The 13,510-nt window shown below is 31.7% G+C and carries 16 protein-coding genes and 2 other annotated features; of the genes, 15 read left to right on the top strand and 1 reads right to left on the bottom strand.

Going from position 1 to position 13,510, the window contains the following annotated elements; all coding sequences use genetic code 11:
* The 9 genes from rplA (at position 1) to ABDJ34_RS09170 (ending at position 7,855) form a co-directional block, all read left to right on the top strand.
* Entirely contained in the window at positions 1–702 is a 702-nt protein-coding gene (gene rplA, locus ABDJ34_RS09210) for a 50S ribosomal protein L1 (protein ID WP_002838605.1), read from the top strand.
* A 59-nt stretch (positions 703–761) separates the two neighbouring features.
* Positions 762–1,907, top strand: coding sequence for an AI-2E family transporter (locus ABDJ34_RS09205; RefSeq protein ID WP_412702155.1), 1,146 nt, complete (start codon positions 762–764; stop codon positions 1,905–1,907).
* 43 nt (positions 1,908–1,950) lie between these two features.
* Positions 1,951–2,075 (top strand) — a sequence feature (ribosomal protein L10 leader region).
* Between the two features lie 20 nt (positions 2,076–2,095).
* Positions 2,096–2,638: a 50S ribosomal protein L10 gene (gene rplJ / locus ABDJ34_RS09200; protein ID WP_094224531.1), complete on the top strand. Its 543-nt coding sequence runs from the start codon at positions 2,096–2,098 to the stop codon at positions 2,636–2,638.
* Between the two features lie 29 nt (positions 2,639–2,667).
* The gene (gene rplL / locus ABDJ34_RS09195) at positions 2,668–3,039 is read left to right on the top strand and encodes a 50S ribosomal protein L7/L12 (RefSeq protein ID WP_094206965.1); all 372 of its coding nucleotides are present in this window, start codon (positions 2,668–2,670) and stop codon (positions 3,037–3,039) included.
* Between the two features lie 92 nt (positions 3,040–3,131).
* Positions 3,132–3,369, top strand: a binding site (T-box leader).
* Positions 3,370–3,428: 59 nt separating this feature from the next.
* A complete protein-coding gene (gene metG / locus ABDJ34_RS09190; protein ID WP_412702154.1) occupies positions 3,429–5,429 on the top strand; it encodes a methionine--tRNA ligase in 2,001 nt (666 codons plus the stop codon).
* Positions 5,429–6,196, top strand: a complete 768-nt coding sequence (locus tag ABDJ34_RS09185; protein ID WP_412702153.1) for a TatD family hydrolase — start codon at positions 5,429–5,431, stop codon at positions 6,194–6,196. The genes metG and ABDJ34_RS09185 overlap by 1 nt, the downstream gene beginning before the upstream one ends.
* Positions 6,197–6,199: 3 nt before the next feature.
* Positions 6,200–6,724, top strand: coding sequence for a ribonuclease M5 (gene rnmV, locus ABDJ34_RS09180; protein ID WP_412702152.1), 525 nt, complete (start codon positions 6,200–6,202; stop codon positions 6,722–6,724).
* Positions 6,721–7,572, top strand: a complete 852-nt coding sequence (gene rsmA / locus ABDJ34_RS09175; protein WP_412702151.1) for a 16S rRNA (adenine(1518)-N(6)/adenine(1519)-N(6))-dimethyltransferase RsmA — start codon at positions 6,721–6,723, stop codon at positions 7,570–7,572. Before rnmV ends, rsmA begins: the two co-directional genes overlap by 4 nt.
* A 52-nt stretch (positions 7,573–7,624) precedes the next feature.
* Positions 7,625–7,855: a glutaredoxin family protein gene (locus ABDJ34_RS09170; RefSeq protein ID WP_002838618.1), complete on the top strand. Its 231-nt coding sequence runs from the start codon at positions 7,625–7,627 to the stop codon at positions 7,853–7,855.
* Between the two features lie 73 nt (positions 7,856–7,928).
* On the opposite strand, the gene ABDJ34_RS09165 is transcribed toward ABDJ34_RS09170, so the two are convergent.
* On the bottom strand, positions 7,929–8,117 hold the full coding sequence (locus ABDJ34_RS09165; RefSeq protein ID WP_002835305.1) for a DUF1858 domain-containing protein: 189 nt from the start codon (positions 8,115–8,117) through the stop codon (positions 7,929–7,931).
* A gap of 121 nt (positions 8,118–8,238) precedes the next feature.
* On the opposite strand from ABDJ34_RS09165, the gene mgtE reads away from it, so the two are divergent.
* The 6 genes from mgtE to ABDJ34_RS09135 all read left to right on the top strand — a co-directional run bounded on the left by mgtE (position 8,239) and on the right by ABDJ34_RS09135 (position 13,287).
* Positions 8,239–9,606, top strand: a complete 1,368-nt coding sequence (gene mgtE, locus ABDJ34_RS09160) for a magnesium transporter (protein WP_094206970.1) — start codon at positions 8,239–8,241, stop codon at positions 9,604–9,606.
* 125 nt (positions 9,607–9,731) lie between these two features.
* Positions 9,732–9,971: a Veg family protein gene (locus ABDJ34_RS09155; protein ID WP_002835303.1), complete on the top strand. Its 240-nt coding sequence runs from the start codon at positions 9,732–9,734 to the stop codon at positions 9,969–9,971.
* Between the two features lie 76 nt (positions 9,972–10,047).
* Positions 10,048–10,314: a glutaredoxin domain-containing protein gene (locus tag ABDJ34_RS09150; RefSeq protein ID WP_412702150.1), complete on the top strand. Its 267-nt coding sequence runs from the start codon at positions 10,048–10,050 to the stop codon at positions 10,312–10,314.
* Positions 10,304–11,137, top strand: a complete 834-nt coding sequence (gene ispE, locus ABDJ34_RS09145) for a 4-(cytidine 5'-diphospho)-2-C-methyl-D-erythritol kinase (RefSeq protein WP_412702149.1) — start codon at positions 10,304–10,306, stop codon at positions 11,135–11,137. The genes ABDJ34_RS09150 and ispE overlap by 11 nt, the downstream gene beginning before the upstream one ends.
* The gene (gene murI / locus ABDJ34_RS09140) at positions 11,112–11,897 is read left to right on the top strand and encodes a glutamate racemase (protein WP_102164532.1); all 786 of its coding nucleotides are present in this window, start codon (positions 11,112–11,114) and stop codon (positions 11,895–11,897) included. The genes ispE and murI overlap by 26 nt, the downstream gene beginning before the upstream one ends.
* A 4-nt stretch (positions 11,898–11,901) precedes the next feature.
* Positions 11,902–13,287 carry an aminopeptidase gene (locus ABDJ34_RS09135; RefSeq protein WP_412702148.1) on the top strand — a complete coding sequence of 462 codons (1,386 nt, stop codon included), beginning with the start codon at positions 11,902–11,904 and terminating at the stop codon, positions 13,285–13,287.
* The last annotated feature ends 223 nt before the right edge of the window (positions 13,288–13,510 follow it).

Here is a 13,510-nt window from a genome sequence, read left to right as displayed (position 1 = left end):
ATGGCAAAAAAAGGTAAAAAATATCAAGAAAGTGCAAAATTAATTGATAGAACAGTTGAATATAAATTAGACGAAGCAAGTAAATTAGTTGTTGAAACTGCTAAAGCTAAATTTGACGAATCAGTAGAATTACACGCAAAATTAGGTGTAGATAGTAGACACGCTGACCAACAAGTTCGTGGTACTATCGTACTTCCTCATGGTACAGGTAAAGACCAAAAGGTAGCTGTATTTGCAAAAGGTGAAAAAGCTGAAGAAGCAAAAGCTGCAGGAGCAGATTTTGTAGGAGCAGAAGATTTAGCAGAAAAAATCCAAAAAGAAGGTTGGTTAGGATTTGATGTTGCAGTAGCTACTCCAGACATGATGGGTGTAGTAGGTAGAATTGGTAGAATCTTAGGACCTCAAGGTTTAATGCCAAACCCTAAAGCTGGTACAGTAACTATGGATGTTACAAGTGCAATCAAAGAAATCAAAGCTGGTAAAGTTGAATATAGAACTGACAAGAGCAATATTATTCACGTTCCAGTTGGTAAAGTTTCTTTCGGAGAAGAAAAAATTGCTGAAAACATCAATGCGTTAATGCAAGCAATATTGAAAGCAAAACCAGCTTCATCAAAAGGTAAATATATTAGATCTTTAACAATTGCTTCAACAATGGGCCCTGGAATCAAGGTTAATCCATTACAATTTGCGAAAGAATAATATAAACAAGAATTTATTAGCCACCGTTAAGGTGGCTTTTCTTAAATACAGAGGGAAAAATGAAATTATTAAAAGAAGATAAAAAGAAAATTCAAATAGGGATAATAATATTAATTGTTCCTGTCATTTTGGCATATCTTTTGTTCAATGGGAAATCAATAGGAAATGCATTGGGCACTTTTATGGCGATTATATCCCCATTTATTATTGGTGCGGCATTAGCTTTTGTCCTAAATATGCCTATGAATTTTATTGAGAATAAAGTTTTAAAAAAATGGACTTCGAAACCGGGTCTAAAAAGAGCAATATCCCTGTTAATAAGTTTAGTAATAGTTAGTGCAATAATAGCATTTGTAGTGATACTTATAATTCCTAATTTTTTTGAAGCTATTAAATCACTAATCCAAGGAATTCCGGTATTGGTTGAAAAGCTAAGAAAATATCCAGAGGTTGCAAAACAATTAGATAAAATTTACGACACATACGCTATCACAAATACTCATGATTTGGTTGTAAAATTGAAACCTTACTTAACCAAAAATGGATTGGATATATTGAACAATGTGTTTTTTGGAATTAGCACAGTGTTTTCTGTTGTACTTAGTTTTGTAGTGTCGTTCACATTTGCTATTTATTTATTATTTTCAAAAGAAACTTTGAGAAGACAATTTACAGAATTGGCGTATGTTTTCTTCAGTGGAAAAACTGCAAACAAGATTTTAATTTTCTTTAAGGTGGCTTACGAAAAATTTTATTCCTTTTTTAAAGGTCAATTTATCGAAGCGTTTATGCTTGGATTTATGTGCTTTATAGGAATGTATTTGTTGAAGATGCCAAACGCTGCAACTGTTAGTGTGCTAATTGGTTTTGGAGCATTAATTCCATTGGTTGGAGCTATACTAGGAGCTGCATTGGGAGCTTTGATTATTTTAATCGAATCTTTTTCAAAAGCTATTATGTTTGTGATTTTTATAATTGTTCTTCAACAATTTGATGGCAATGTAACTTATCCTAGAATTGTGGGATCGTCTGTAGGGCTACCATCTATTTGGGTGCTAGTTGCAGTTACTATAGGTGCAGCATTAAGCGGTATTGTTGGAATGCTTATTTTTGTTCCGATATTTGCAACAATCTATGAATTATTGTACAGATATAAGAAAAAGAAATTGAAAGATAAAAACATCTGTATTATTGAAGAAAAATAATAAAAAAGTGTTGACATATTCATAGAATATGATATAATAATCAAGTAATTAATTTGGGCTACCGAAGACAGTAGGGACTATTAAAGTTTAATCATCCTACAGAGGAGCATAAGATATGAGTTTATCAGTCTTTCTGTCTTTGGATGGAAAGACTTTTTTAGTGTAGCCTTTTTCATGGAGGTGAAATAATGAAAGAACACGTTTTAAATCAAAAGAAAGCTGTTGTTGATGAAATTAAAGGACACATTAATGATGCTAAATCAATGGTTATCGTTGATTATAGAGGATTAGATGTTAGCGAAGCAACAGAATTAAGAGAAAAATTCAGAAATGAAAATGTATTATTCAAAGTATACAAAAACACAATGATGAATTTTGCTTTTAAAGAATTGGGATTTGATGGATTCTTAGATTACTTATCTGGTCCTAACGCGGTTGCATTCAGTATGGATGATCCAATCGCTGCAGCTAGAATAGCTAAAGAATTCGCAGCAGATCACGAAAATTTAGAAATTAAAGCAGGTTATTTAGGAGACAAATTCTTAGATGTTGAAGGTGTGAAGAAAATCGCATCTATCCCTTCAAGAGAAGTTCTTCTTACAAAAATGCTTGGAAGCTTCAAAGCTCCAGTATCAAAATTTGTATATTTAGCAGATGCTATTGCTAAATCAAAAAAAGAAGGTTCAGAAGAAGCTGAATCAAACGAAACTACTGAAACAGTAGAAGAATAATTAATTAAAATAAAATTTGGAGGTAAAAAATGTCAATAGATGAAATCTTAGAAGCAGTTGAAGGCTTAACTGTTCTTGAATTAAATGAATTAGTAGAAAAAGCAGAAGAAAAATTTGGAGTATCAGCAGCAGCTCCTGTAGCAGCAGCAGGTGCAGCACCAGCAGCAGGTGGAGCAGCAGAAGAAGAAAAATCAGAATTTGATGTAATTTTAGCATCAGTTGGTGACGCTAAGATGAAAGTTATCAAAGCAGTTAAAGACTTAACTGGATTAGGATTAAAAGATGCTAAAGCTATCGTAGACGAAGCTCCTAAAGCAATTAAAGAAGGCGCTTCTAAAGAAGAAGCTGAAGAATTAAAAGCTAAACTTGAAGAAGTTGGAGCTACTATCGAATTAAAATAGTCGATAAATTATGGAGAGGTTATGTATAATAGCCTCTCTTTTTTGGTTGCTTGACAAATCATTTGATTATGATATTATTTAAATATATTGATAAAATGACTATGATGAGATGAGTATGTAATAATTTTTTTAAAGAGAGTCTTAGTTTGGTGGAATAGGATATTAGATTATTGCAGAATATGGTCTTTGAGTTTGAAAAGTTGAATAGCTTATGCTTTTAAATTTTTCCGGGAGCATCCGTTATCAAATGCTAGGCATTAAAGTGCCAAACAATGAGAGAATATTTTATATTCTAAAATTAAGGTGGTAACGCGGATTTTCGCCCTTATATGATGTATGTCATATAAGGGATTTTTTATTTTATTGTAGTTTTATTTAGGAGGGAAATTATGTCAGAAGAAAAGAAATCATATTATATTACTACTCCGATTTATTATCCAAGTAGTAATTTACATTTGGGTCATACTTACACAACAATCATTGCGGACACTTTGAAGAAATTCAAAAAAATCCAAGGCTACGATGTGTTCTTGACTACAGGTACTGATGAACACGGTCAAAAGTTGTATGAAAAAGCAAAAGAAAAAAATATGGGTGATAATCCATTAAATTATATTGATCCAATTGTACAAAGTGCCAAGGATTTGTGGAAAAAGCTAGACATAGACATAGATAGTTTTGTCAGAAGTACAGACAAGGCTCACGAAAAAAATGTTCAAGAAATTTTTCAAAAATTATACGATAAGGGAGATATTTACAAGTCTACTTACAAGGGACATTATTGTGTCGATTGTGAAGCTTTTTGGACAGAATCACAACTAAAGGATGGAAAGTGTCCAGATTGTGGACGTGATGTTCACTATCACGAAGAAGAATCGTACTTTTTCAGATTATCAAAATACAAAGATAGAATATTACAATTGTACAAAGACAACCCAGATTTCTTGAAGCCAGAATCTCGTAAGAACGAAATGGTGAATAACTTTTTAAGTGGTGAATTGGAAGATTTATCAGTATCTCGTACAAGCTTTGACTGGGGAGTTAAGGTTCCATTTGATGATAAGCATATTATTTACGTGTGGATTGATGCGCTTAGCTGTTATTTGACAGGGATTGGATATGGACAAGATGAAGAATTATTTAATAAATTCTGGCCGTGCGATATTCACTTGGTTGGAAAAGAAATTGTAAGATTCCACACAATTATTTGGCCAGCGTTGTTGATGGCGTTGGATCTTCCATTGCCAAAGAGAGTTTTCGCTCATGGATGGATTTTATTTAATGAAGATAAGATGAGTAAATCAAAGGGAAATGTATACTATCCAGAGCCAATCATTGATTTGTACGGTGTAGATGCTTTGAAATACTACATTTTAAGAGATTTTACTTTTGGTAATGATGGTAACTTTACGACAGAAAGATTTATGAACAGATTTAATTCAGATTTGGTAAATGATTTGGGCAATCTTGTAAGTAGATCAGTTTCAATGGTTGAAAAATATTTTGATGGTGTTATCCCACAACCAAATGACAACAACGATATTGACAAGAGTTTAATATCTGTGGTCGAAGGATGCCAAGGAAAAGTTGAAGAGTTATTGGAAGAACTTGATTTTTCAAATGCACTTGAAGAAATTTGGAAAGTTGTTAGAAGGGCTAATAAATATATTGATGAAACAACTCCATGGATTTTGATTAAAGAAGACCCAGAAAGATTGAAAACTGTTCTGTATAATTTGATGGATGCAATAAGAGTTATTTGTATATTAACTTCTCCATTTATCACAGAAACTAGCGAAAAAATCAAAGAACAAATCGGTATTTCTGAAATCAAATGGGAAGATGGAAAAGTGTTTGGTAAAACTATCGCTGGAACTAAGGTTCAAAGAGGAGAAAACTTGTTCAATAGATTAGACATCAAGAAAGAAACTGAACGATTGAACGAAGTTAACGACAAATTAATCGAAGAAAGAACTGGTAAAAAAGTTTCTGAACTAAGAGACAATAACAAAGAAGAAGCTCCTAAAGAATCTAAGAAAAAATCAAAGAAAGCTAAGACAAAAGAAGAAATCATTATAGATGATTTTGACAAGCTTGATTTGAGGGTTGGACAAATTGTAGAAGCAAAGCAACATCCAGATGCCGATAAACTTTTGGTTTTCAAGGTTAAAATCGGAGAAGAAACAAGACAAATAGTTTCTGGTATCAAAAACTGGTACGAACCAGATGATTTGATAGGCAAAAAGGTTATTGTAGTGTACAATTTGAAGCCTGTAAAATTGAGAGGAGTAGAATCTCAAGGTATGCTTCTTGCGGCAAGTAAGGGCGATAAATTGACTATGGTAAGCTTACTTGATTCGGAATTTGAAGATGGAGCGACTGTATCCTAATGGGAGATTATGTAATATACGATACACATTGTCACTTGACAGATGAAAAATTTGATTTTGATAGGGATAAAATAATTGAAAACCTAAAATCTAATTCTGTTGTAAAAGCTATGCTTCCAAGTGACAATGTAGAAAACTCCATTAAAGCCATAGAATTGTCAGGAAAATATGATTTCTTGTACAATGCTGTGGGGATTCACCCTGAAGAAGATAGCAGATTTACGGATGAAGATATTTCTAGGATAGAAGAGTTGGCTGATAATCCAAAATGCAAAGCAATCGGAGAAATTGGGCTAGATTATCATTATGAACACGACAAGGACAAGCAAAAATATCTATTTGAAAAGCAAATGCAAATCGCCGAAAGAAAAAACTTGCCTGTAATTATTCATACAAGAGATGCAATCCAAGACACATACGATATCTTGAAGAAATATCCTAATGTTAGAGGAATAATGCACTCTTATTCTGGAAGTTATGAAATGGCAATGAAATTTATTGATTTGGGATATTATATTTCATTTAGTGGAGTTGTAACTTTTAAGAATGCTAGAAATGTCAAGGAAACTTGTGAGAGATTACCTATCAATAAAATTTTAGTAGAAACGGATTCTCCTTATCTGACGCCTCATCCATATCGTGGGAAAAGAAATGAACCTAAATATGTGAATTTGGTTTTACAAGAGGTTAGTTTGTTGAAAAAAATGTCGGAAAAAGAAGCGGCACAAATCATTTGCAATAATGCTGATGATATTTTTGGATGGTAAATTATGATAAAAGAAATAATAGTTGTAGAAGGAAGAGACGATGAGCAAAGAGTCAAGAGAGCATTAGATTGTGAAGTGATTTGCACTGGTGGGATTTATTTTAGCGACAAATTACTCAAAAGACTCAAAAAAATCGACCAAGATAGAGGGATAATAATCCTAACGGATCCAGACTATGCAGGAAATAAAATCAGAAAAAGAATTAATGATTTTATTCCAAACGCTAAAAACGCATTTATAGCACAAGATTTGTGTATCAAAGATGAGGATATCGGAATTGAAAATGCAAAAGAAGAAGACATTATAATAGCCATAGAAAACGCTCATCCTTCAATGATTGATTCTAAGAATGAATACACGATGGATGATATGATTTACTATGGATTAGTAGGAGAAGGATCCAAATCGCTTAGAATAAAAGTCGGTAAAATTTTAAATATTGGTTACGGCAATGCAAAAGCCTTTCTTAGAATGCTAAATAATTACAATATTTCAAGAGAAAAATTAGAGGAGGCTATTAAAAGATGAGTTATAGACTACATCAACCTTCCTACATTAAAGAAATATTGGACAAATTTGGATTTAAGTTCTCAAAGGCTTTGGGGCAAAATTTTCTAATCGATGGAAATTTGATTGAAAATATTATCGACTATTCTGATATCACAGAAGATGATTACGTTATTGAGATTGGCCCTGGTTTTGGAACATTAACAGAAAGACTTGTCGACAAATGCAATTTTTTGTATTCGATAGAAATAGATTCAAGACTTATGGATGTTTTGAAATACACTGTTGGAGATAGAGATAATTTTAAAATAATAAACGAAGATGTGTTGAAGGTAGATTTGAATGAACTTAATCATGGAGATAAAAAATTCAAAGTGGTTGCGAATCTTCCTTATTACATCACAACACCAATTATTGAGCATTTGTTTAATTACAGAGATATTATTGAATCAATCACTGTTATGGTTCAAAAAGAAGTGGCAAATAGAATGGTAGCTGATGTGGGAAGTAAGGATTACGCATCATTGAGTTTGTTTGTAAAACAAAATAGCGATGCTAAAATAATACTTAATGCTCCAAAAACTGTGTTCATGCCACAGCCAAAAGTAGACAGTGCAGTTGTAAATATGAAGCTTAAAAAATTAGATGAAGACATCGACCAAGAACTTCTTCGTCAATTAATCAGATCGGGTTTTAGCAAAAGAAGAAAAACAATAGTAAACAGTTTTACTAGTGGGTTTGTGAATGTTGACAAGGAGAAATTAAAGTCCATTCTTCAAGAGTTAGGTTTAAAAGAGAATTTGAGAGCTGAGAATTTGTCATTGGAAGATTACAAAAATATTGTAAAGAAGTTGAATGATATTGATTAGGATTTTCAAATAAGGGTATATATAAAATACAGACTTTTAAGGAGGTATTTTTATGAAAGACGTAGTAATTTATACAAGTGATGGATGTCAATATTGCCACGCTGCAAAAGATTATATGGATGAAAACAACGTAAAATATACAGAAAAAAATATATCACAAGATCAAGAAGCTAGAAAAGAACTTATGAAAAAAGGTCACATGGGAGTTCCTGTTACAATCATAGGTGATGAAGAAATAGTTGGATTTGATCAAGCTAAATTAAAAGAAGCTTTAGGATTATAAAAAACAAAAACTACTTGTCAATCGACAGGTAGTTTTTTTATGTAAAAACCCGCTTTAATCAGCGGGTATAATATTAGTTTTGGTTTAATTGTTCTAATAGATAGTTTACATCTAGTCCGTGAACCATACAAGCTTCTTCTAAGCTTTCCATTTGGCTGGCTGGACAACCTATACAAGATAATCCGTTTCTAAACAAAACTTCTACAGAATCTGGATTGTTTCTAATAATATCTCCGATTAACATATCTTTAGTAATTTCCATAAAATCACCCTTTCATCATTTATATTCTTATTATAATATAAGCTTTCAGTTCATTCAAGTAAAATTATTTATGATCTATGTTATAATTTAATATGAAATAGAAATATAGGTGGTGAGGAATATGATGGATGAAAAATTTGAACGTCATGAAATAGATATGGATTTGCTTAACAAATATCTAGAAGACAAAGATTATTTAAAACTTAAAAATCAAATTCAAAAATACAACCCGGTAGATATTACAGATTATATTGAATCATTGGATTTAAAAAGTGCAATGCTTGTGTTCAGGTTATTGAACAAAGATGATTGTATCGATGTGTTTTCTCATATGGAAAAGGATCATCGAACAAGGCTTTTGGAAGCATTCAGTGATAAAGAAGTTAAATTCATAGTAGACGAACTATATTTTGACGATATGATTGACTTAATCGAAGAAATGCCGGCAGGAATTGTGAAAAAAGTTCTAAGACATACCGACAAAAGCGAAAGAAATTTGATTAATCAATTCTTAAATTATCCAGAAGATTCAGCGGGATCTTTGATGACAATAGAATATATTGAATTGAGATCTTATTATACTGTAAGGAAAGCTCTTGAAGTCATTAAGAAAACAGGGGTGGACAAGCAGACCGTCTATACATGTTTTGTAACAAACGAAAAGAAAACACTACTTGGGTTTGTTTCTTTGAGAACAATTGTAACTAATGAACCAGAAACGTTGATTGAAGACTTGATGGACGAAGATGTTATTTACGTTCACACTGATGATGACCAAGAAACAGTAGCAGATGTATTCAAAAAATACGGATTCGTTGTTCTTCCTGTCGTAGATAACGAAAAAAGACTTACTGGTATCATAACAGTTGACGATATCATGGAAGTTATGGAACAAGAGGCTACAGAAGACTTTCAAATCATGGCAGGTATGAGTCCAGATGAAGATGATTATTTGGATCAAGGCGTGTTTAATTTGGCAAAAAAACGTATTGCCTGGCTTTTGATACTTATGGTTTCTGCTACATTTACAGGTTCAATAATGACTCACTACGAATCATTATTGGGACAAGCGATAATACTTACAGCATTTATTCCTATGATAATGGATACGGGTGGAAACTCTGGTTCACAATCATCAACGCTGATTATACGTGGACTTGCTACAGGAGAAATCAGCACAAAAGATTGGCTAAAAGTATTTTTTAAAGAATTTAGAGTAGCGTTAGTAGTCTCAGTAGTCATGAGTATTGTTTGTTTCATAAAAACTATGGTTGTCGATAAAGTATCAGTTCCTATCGGATTGGTTGTATCTTTGACTTTGATATTTACAATAGTGACTGCAAAATTAATCGGTGGGATGTTGCCAATTATTGCCAAAAAGTTAAAATTAGATCCAGCGATTATGGCGGGACCGTTGATTACTACGGTTGTAGATGCATTGAGTTTGTTGATCTATTTTGAAATGGCACACATTGCTTTGGGGATCTAATTAGAAAAAATTAACAAAAACTATTGACATATTTTTAATATTACTGTAAAATATTTTATTTAATTTGACTTTAGAGTGATAGAGTGATATAATACTACTAACGACGATCTGTTAGGAGGAATAACGTGAAGGAAATTAACGATTTGAACATGATTAGAAGTCAGGTGCGAAGTAATATTGGAAAAGATGTTATTGTCGAGGCAGATAAAGGACGAAATAAAATTGTAACAAACAAAGGAACTATCAGCCAAGTGTTCCCAAGTTTATTTACAATAAAAATAACTAACGAATATGATTCAGAAAGAACAATATCATATACTTACTCAGATATACTTACATCAACAGTAAAGTTAGAATTATGTTAAAAAACGACCGGAAGGTCGTTTTTTTAGTTTGATTTAACATTTAAACAATAGTATAATTTATTAATAGAGGTGTAATATGAAGTTAAAATTATATATGTCAGAAAAATGCCCAGATTGCGTAGATGTAATCGAAATTTTAAAAAATGCCAATATTGATTATGAAGAAATCAATATTACAGATTCTATGAAAAATCTCAAAGAATTTTTTACTTATAGAGATAATAGAAAAGAATTTGAATCAATTGTTAAGGATAACAAAGTAGGTGTTCCTATGATAACTGATGGCGAAAAGATAGTATTTTTTGAAAAATTAGAAGATTTAAGAGTATTTGATGAAGGTTAATAGCTATGCCAAGATAAATCTGTCATTGGATGTTCTTGGTTTAAGGGAAGATGGATATCATAATATCGATACAGTTATGAATCTGATAGATCTTCACGATATTATGGATATAAATCGTAATAGTACTTACGAATTGAATTTAAGCTCCAATAATCCTGATTTTCCAACTGATAAAACTAATTTGATATGTAAATTATTTGAGAATTTAAAAAAGTTCAGAGAAATAAACTGTGGTTATGATGTGTTCGTCGACAAACAAATTCCTATATCAGCAGGTCTTGCTGGAGGAAGTTCCAATGCATGTGAGTTTTTGATGTATGTGAATGATGATTTATCACTTAATCTTTCTGATCAAGAAATCAAAGAAATCTGTAGATTGACAGGGGCGGATACTTTTTATTTTACTAACAAAAAATGTGTCAGAGCAAAGGGAATAGGAAATGAGTTTGTCAGATTATCTGATTTTTCTAATAAAAATATAATAATTGTAAATAATGGAATGAGCATATCTTCGAAAGATGTGTATGATAATTTGAAAGAGTCAAATGGTGGTCTTGGTAAAGTTTCCGTTGCTATTGATAGTCGTGATTATGAAACTTTTTATAGGGAAGCATTTAACACGATGGAAAGTGTATCAGAAAAATTAGTAGAAGAAATCTCAATTATAAAAGAACAGTTATATGAATTGGGAGCGAATTTGGCACTTATGAGTGGATCAGGACCAACTGTTTTTGGTATTTTTGAAAACTATAACGACTTTGAAAATTGCTACAATAAATTAAAGGACAAATATAAGTATGTATTCAAAACAAAAACCTTATAACAAAATAGGATTCGTGGATTCTGGTTTGGGCGGGCTTACTGTATTCAAAAAAGTTAAGAAGATTATGCCTAATAAGGAATATATATATTTTGCTGATAGTGCAAATGTCCCTTACGGTTCTAAAACCAGAGAACAAATGCTTAAGATTTCTGAGAATATTGTGAGGTTTTTCAATGAACAACAGATAGATTTACTTGTCGTAGCTTGTAATACGTTAACATCAATTGCATTGGATTATATGAAATCAATTGCAAATTTTGATATAATTGGAGTTGTTGAATACGGTGTTAAATCTGCTTTAAAAACTACTTCTAATAAAAAAGTAGGAGTAATAGCAACTAAAGCTACAGTAGACAATGGTTTATATAAAAAATTATTAGAACAAAAAGGCATTGAAGTTTGCCAATCTGCGTGTTTTGATTTTGTAGGATTTGTTGAAGAAAACTGCAAAGATAAAGAAAAGATTTTAAAAAAAGTCGAAGAATATTTGAAACCTATTGTAGATTTTGGCGCAGACACCATAATTTTGGGATGTACACATTATCCTGTTCTAATTGAATACCTTAAACAATATACAGGAGATAATATTACATTTGTAGATCCTGCAGATTTACTAAGTGAAGATATTTATGAGATTTGCGGGAACTATCAAAATATATGTGACACAAAATATTTTGTCACAAAAAATCCATTTGATTTTAAAATTAATGGATCTAAAATTATAGGACAACCTATAGAAAAAGTTACAGAAATGGAGTGATTTTATGGAATTGAATTACGAAAAGAAAAGTATCTGGGAAGTTGTAGATGAAAAAGAACACGACGAAATCTACGCTTATGGCGAAAGATACAAAAACTTCTTAGATAGTTGCAAAACTGAAAGAGAAGCTACAGAATTTATAGTTAATCAAGCAAAAGAACACGGATTTGTTGAATTGAATGAAGCGTTAAAAGGACAAATCAAAAAAGGCGATAAAATTTATATAAATAATAAGGACAAATCATGCGTATTAGTAGTTATTGGTGATGATATAAATGAAGGACTTAATATAGTTGGATCACACTTAGATTGCCCAAGATTAGATGTTAGAGCTGTACCATTTTCAGAAGATAAAAACATCTTAATGATGAAGACACATTACTACGGCGGAATCAAAAAACATCAATGGACTACAATCCCATTGGCAATGCATGGAGTAATCTTTACAAATGAAGGCAAAAGAGTTGAAATCAAAATCGGCGAAAAAGAAGACGAACCAGTTTTCTACATCACTGAACTATTAGCTCACTTATCTAAAGATTTGAACTCAAAAACATTGGGTCAAGCAATTGAAGGTGAAAAATTAGCTATAATAGCAGGTCATGATAGCTATAATTTTAAAGATGAAAAAGAAAACCCAATCAAAAAATGTATTTTAAAATACTTGAACGAAAAATATGGAATAACAGAATCTGATTTCCAAGTAGCAGAATTAGAAATTGTACCAGCTACTAAAGCAAGAGACGTTGGATTTGACGGTGCTATGATTGCATCTCACGGTCATGACGACAGAGTATGTGCTTACGCAACATTAGAAGCAATTCTTAAAGTTGAAAATCCTAAGAGAACAGCAGTAGCTTTATTCGTAGATAAAGAAGAAATAGGTTCAGTTGGTAATACATCAATGAATGCACCATACATGGGAAACATGATTGCAGAAATATCTAATAACCAACATGAAAATTACAGTGATTTAACAATGAGAAGAATTATGGCTAATTCAAAAGTGTTATCAGCAGATGTAACAGCAGCGATCGATCCATTGTATGCTGATGCAACAGAAGATTCTAATACAGCTTTAAGTGGATGTGGAATTTCATTGGCAAAATTCACAGGACACGGTGGAAAGTTCAGCTCAAATGATGCCAACCCAGAATTCTTAAATGAATTAAGACAATTATTCAAAGAAGAAAAAGTAATGTGGCAAACAACTGAACTTGGTAAAATAGACCAAGGTGGTGGAGGAACAATAGCCTTCATACTTGCAAACCAAGGAGCAGAAGTAGTTGACATCGGAACAGCTATGCTATCAATGCATGCACCAGTAGAATTATTATCAAAAGCTGACTGCTACATGACAAGCAAAGCATACCACGCATTCTTAAAATAATATAAAGTAAATTTATAAAGCACTTGACAATTAGCTTTTATATTGATATTATATAAAAGCACTTTGAGTTAAGTGCTTTTTAAATTACTTAAAACAAAGTAATGCATGTAAAACGAAAATAAAAAAAGTTTTACAAAACACTTGACAAAATGAAATGATGATAGTAAACTATAATAGTTCACTAAAGTAACATTTCAAGAAAACACATTTTGAAAGAAAAATA

This window comes from Finegoldia dalianensis (assembly GCF_046255015.1).
Classification (GTDB): Bacteria; Bacillota; Clostridia; order Tissierellales; family Peptoniphilaceae; genus Finegoldia; species Finegoldia magna.
This window is presented reverse-complemented; position numbering and strand designations above follow the sequence as displayed.

Bases quoted from the DNA above. Each gene is read 5' to 3' on its own strand.
- mgtE (WP_094206970.1), top strand. From the start codon at position 8,239: ATGATGGATGAAAAATTTGAACGTCATGAAATAGATATGGATTTGCTT.
- murI (WP_102164532.1), top strand. From the start codon at position 11,112: ATGTATTCAAAACAAAAACCTTATAACAAAATAGGATTCGTGGATTCT.
- ABDJ34_RS09165 (WP_002835305.1), bottom strand. From the start codon at position 8,117: ATGGAAATTACTAAAGATATGTTAATCGGAGATATTATTAGAAACAAT.
- rplJ (WP_094224531.1), top strand. From the start codon at position 2,096: ATGAAAGAACACGTTTTAAATCAAAAGAAAGCTGTTGTTGATGAAATT.
- ABDJ34_RS09150 (WP_412702150.1), top strand. From the start codon at position 10,048: ATGAAGTTAAAATTATATATGTCAGAAAAATGCCCAGATTGCGTAGAT.
- ABDJ34_RS09135 (WP_412702148.1), top strand. From the start codon at position 11,902: ATGGAATTGAATTACGAAAAGAAAAGTATCTGGGAAGTTGTAGATGAA.
- rplL (WP_094206965.1), top strand. From the start codon at position 2,668: ATGTCAATAGATGAAATCTTAGAAGCAGTTGAAGGCTTAACTGTTCTT.
- ABDJ34_RS09185 (WP_412702153.1), top strand. From the start codon at position 5,429: ATGGGAGATTATGTAATATACGATACACATTGTCACTTGACAGATGAA.
- ABDJ34_RS09170 (WP_002838618.1), top strand. From the start codon at position 7,625: ATGAAAGACGTAGTAATTTATACAAGTGATGGATGTCAATATTGCCAC.
- ispE (WP_412702149.1), top strand. From the start codon at position 10,304: ATGAAGGTTAATAGCTATGCCAAGATAAATCTGTCATTGGATGTTCTT.
- rnmV (WP_412702152.1), top strand. From the start codon at position 6,200: ATGATAAAAGAAATAATAGTTGTAGAAGGAAGAGACGATGAGCAAAGA.
- rsmA (WP_412702151.1), top strand. From the start codon at position 6,721: ATGAGTTATAGACTACATCAACCTTCCTACATTAAAGAAATATTGGAC.
- ABDJ34_RS09205 (WP_412702155.1), top strand. From the start codon at position 762: ATGAAATTATTAAAAGAAGATAAAAAGAAAATTCAAATAGGGATAATA.
- metG (WP_412702154.1), top strand. From the start codon at position 3,429: ATGTCAGAAGAAAAGAAATCATATTATATTACTACTCCGATTTATTAT.
- rplA (WP_002838605.1), top strand. From the start codon at position 1: ATGGCAAAAAAAGGTAAAAAATATCAAGAAAGTGCAAAATTAATTGAT.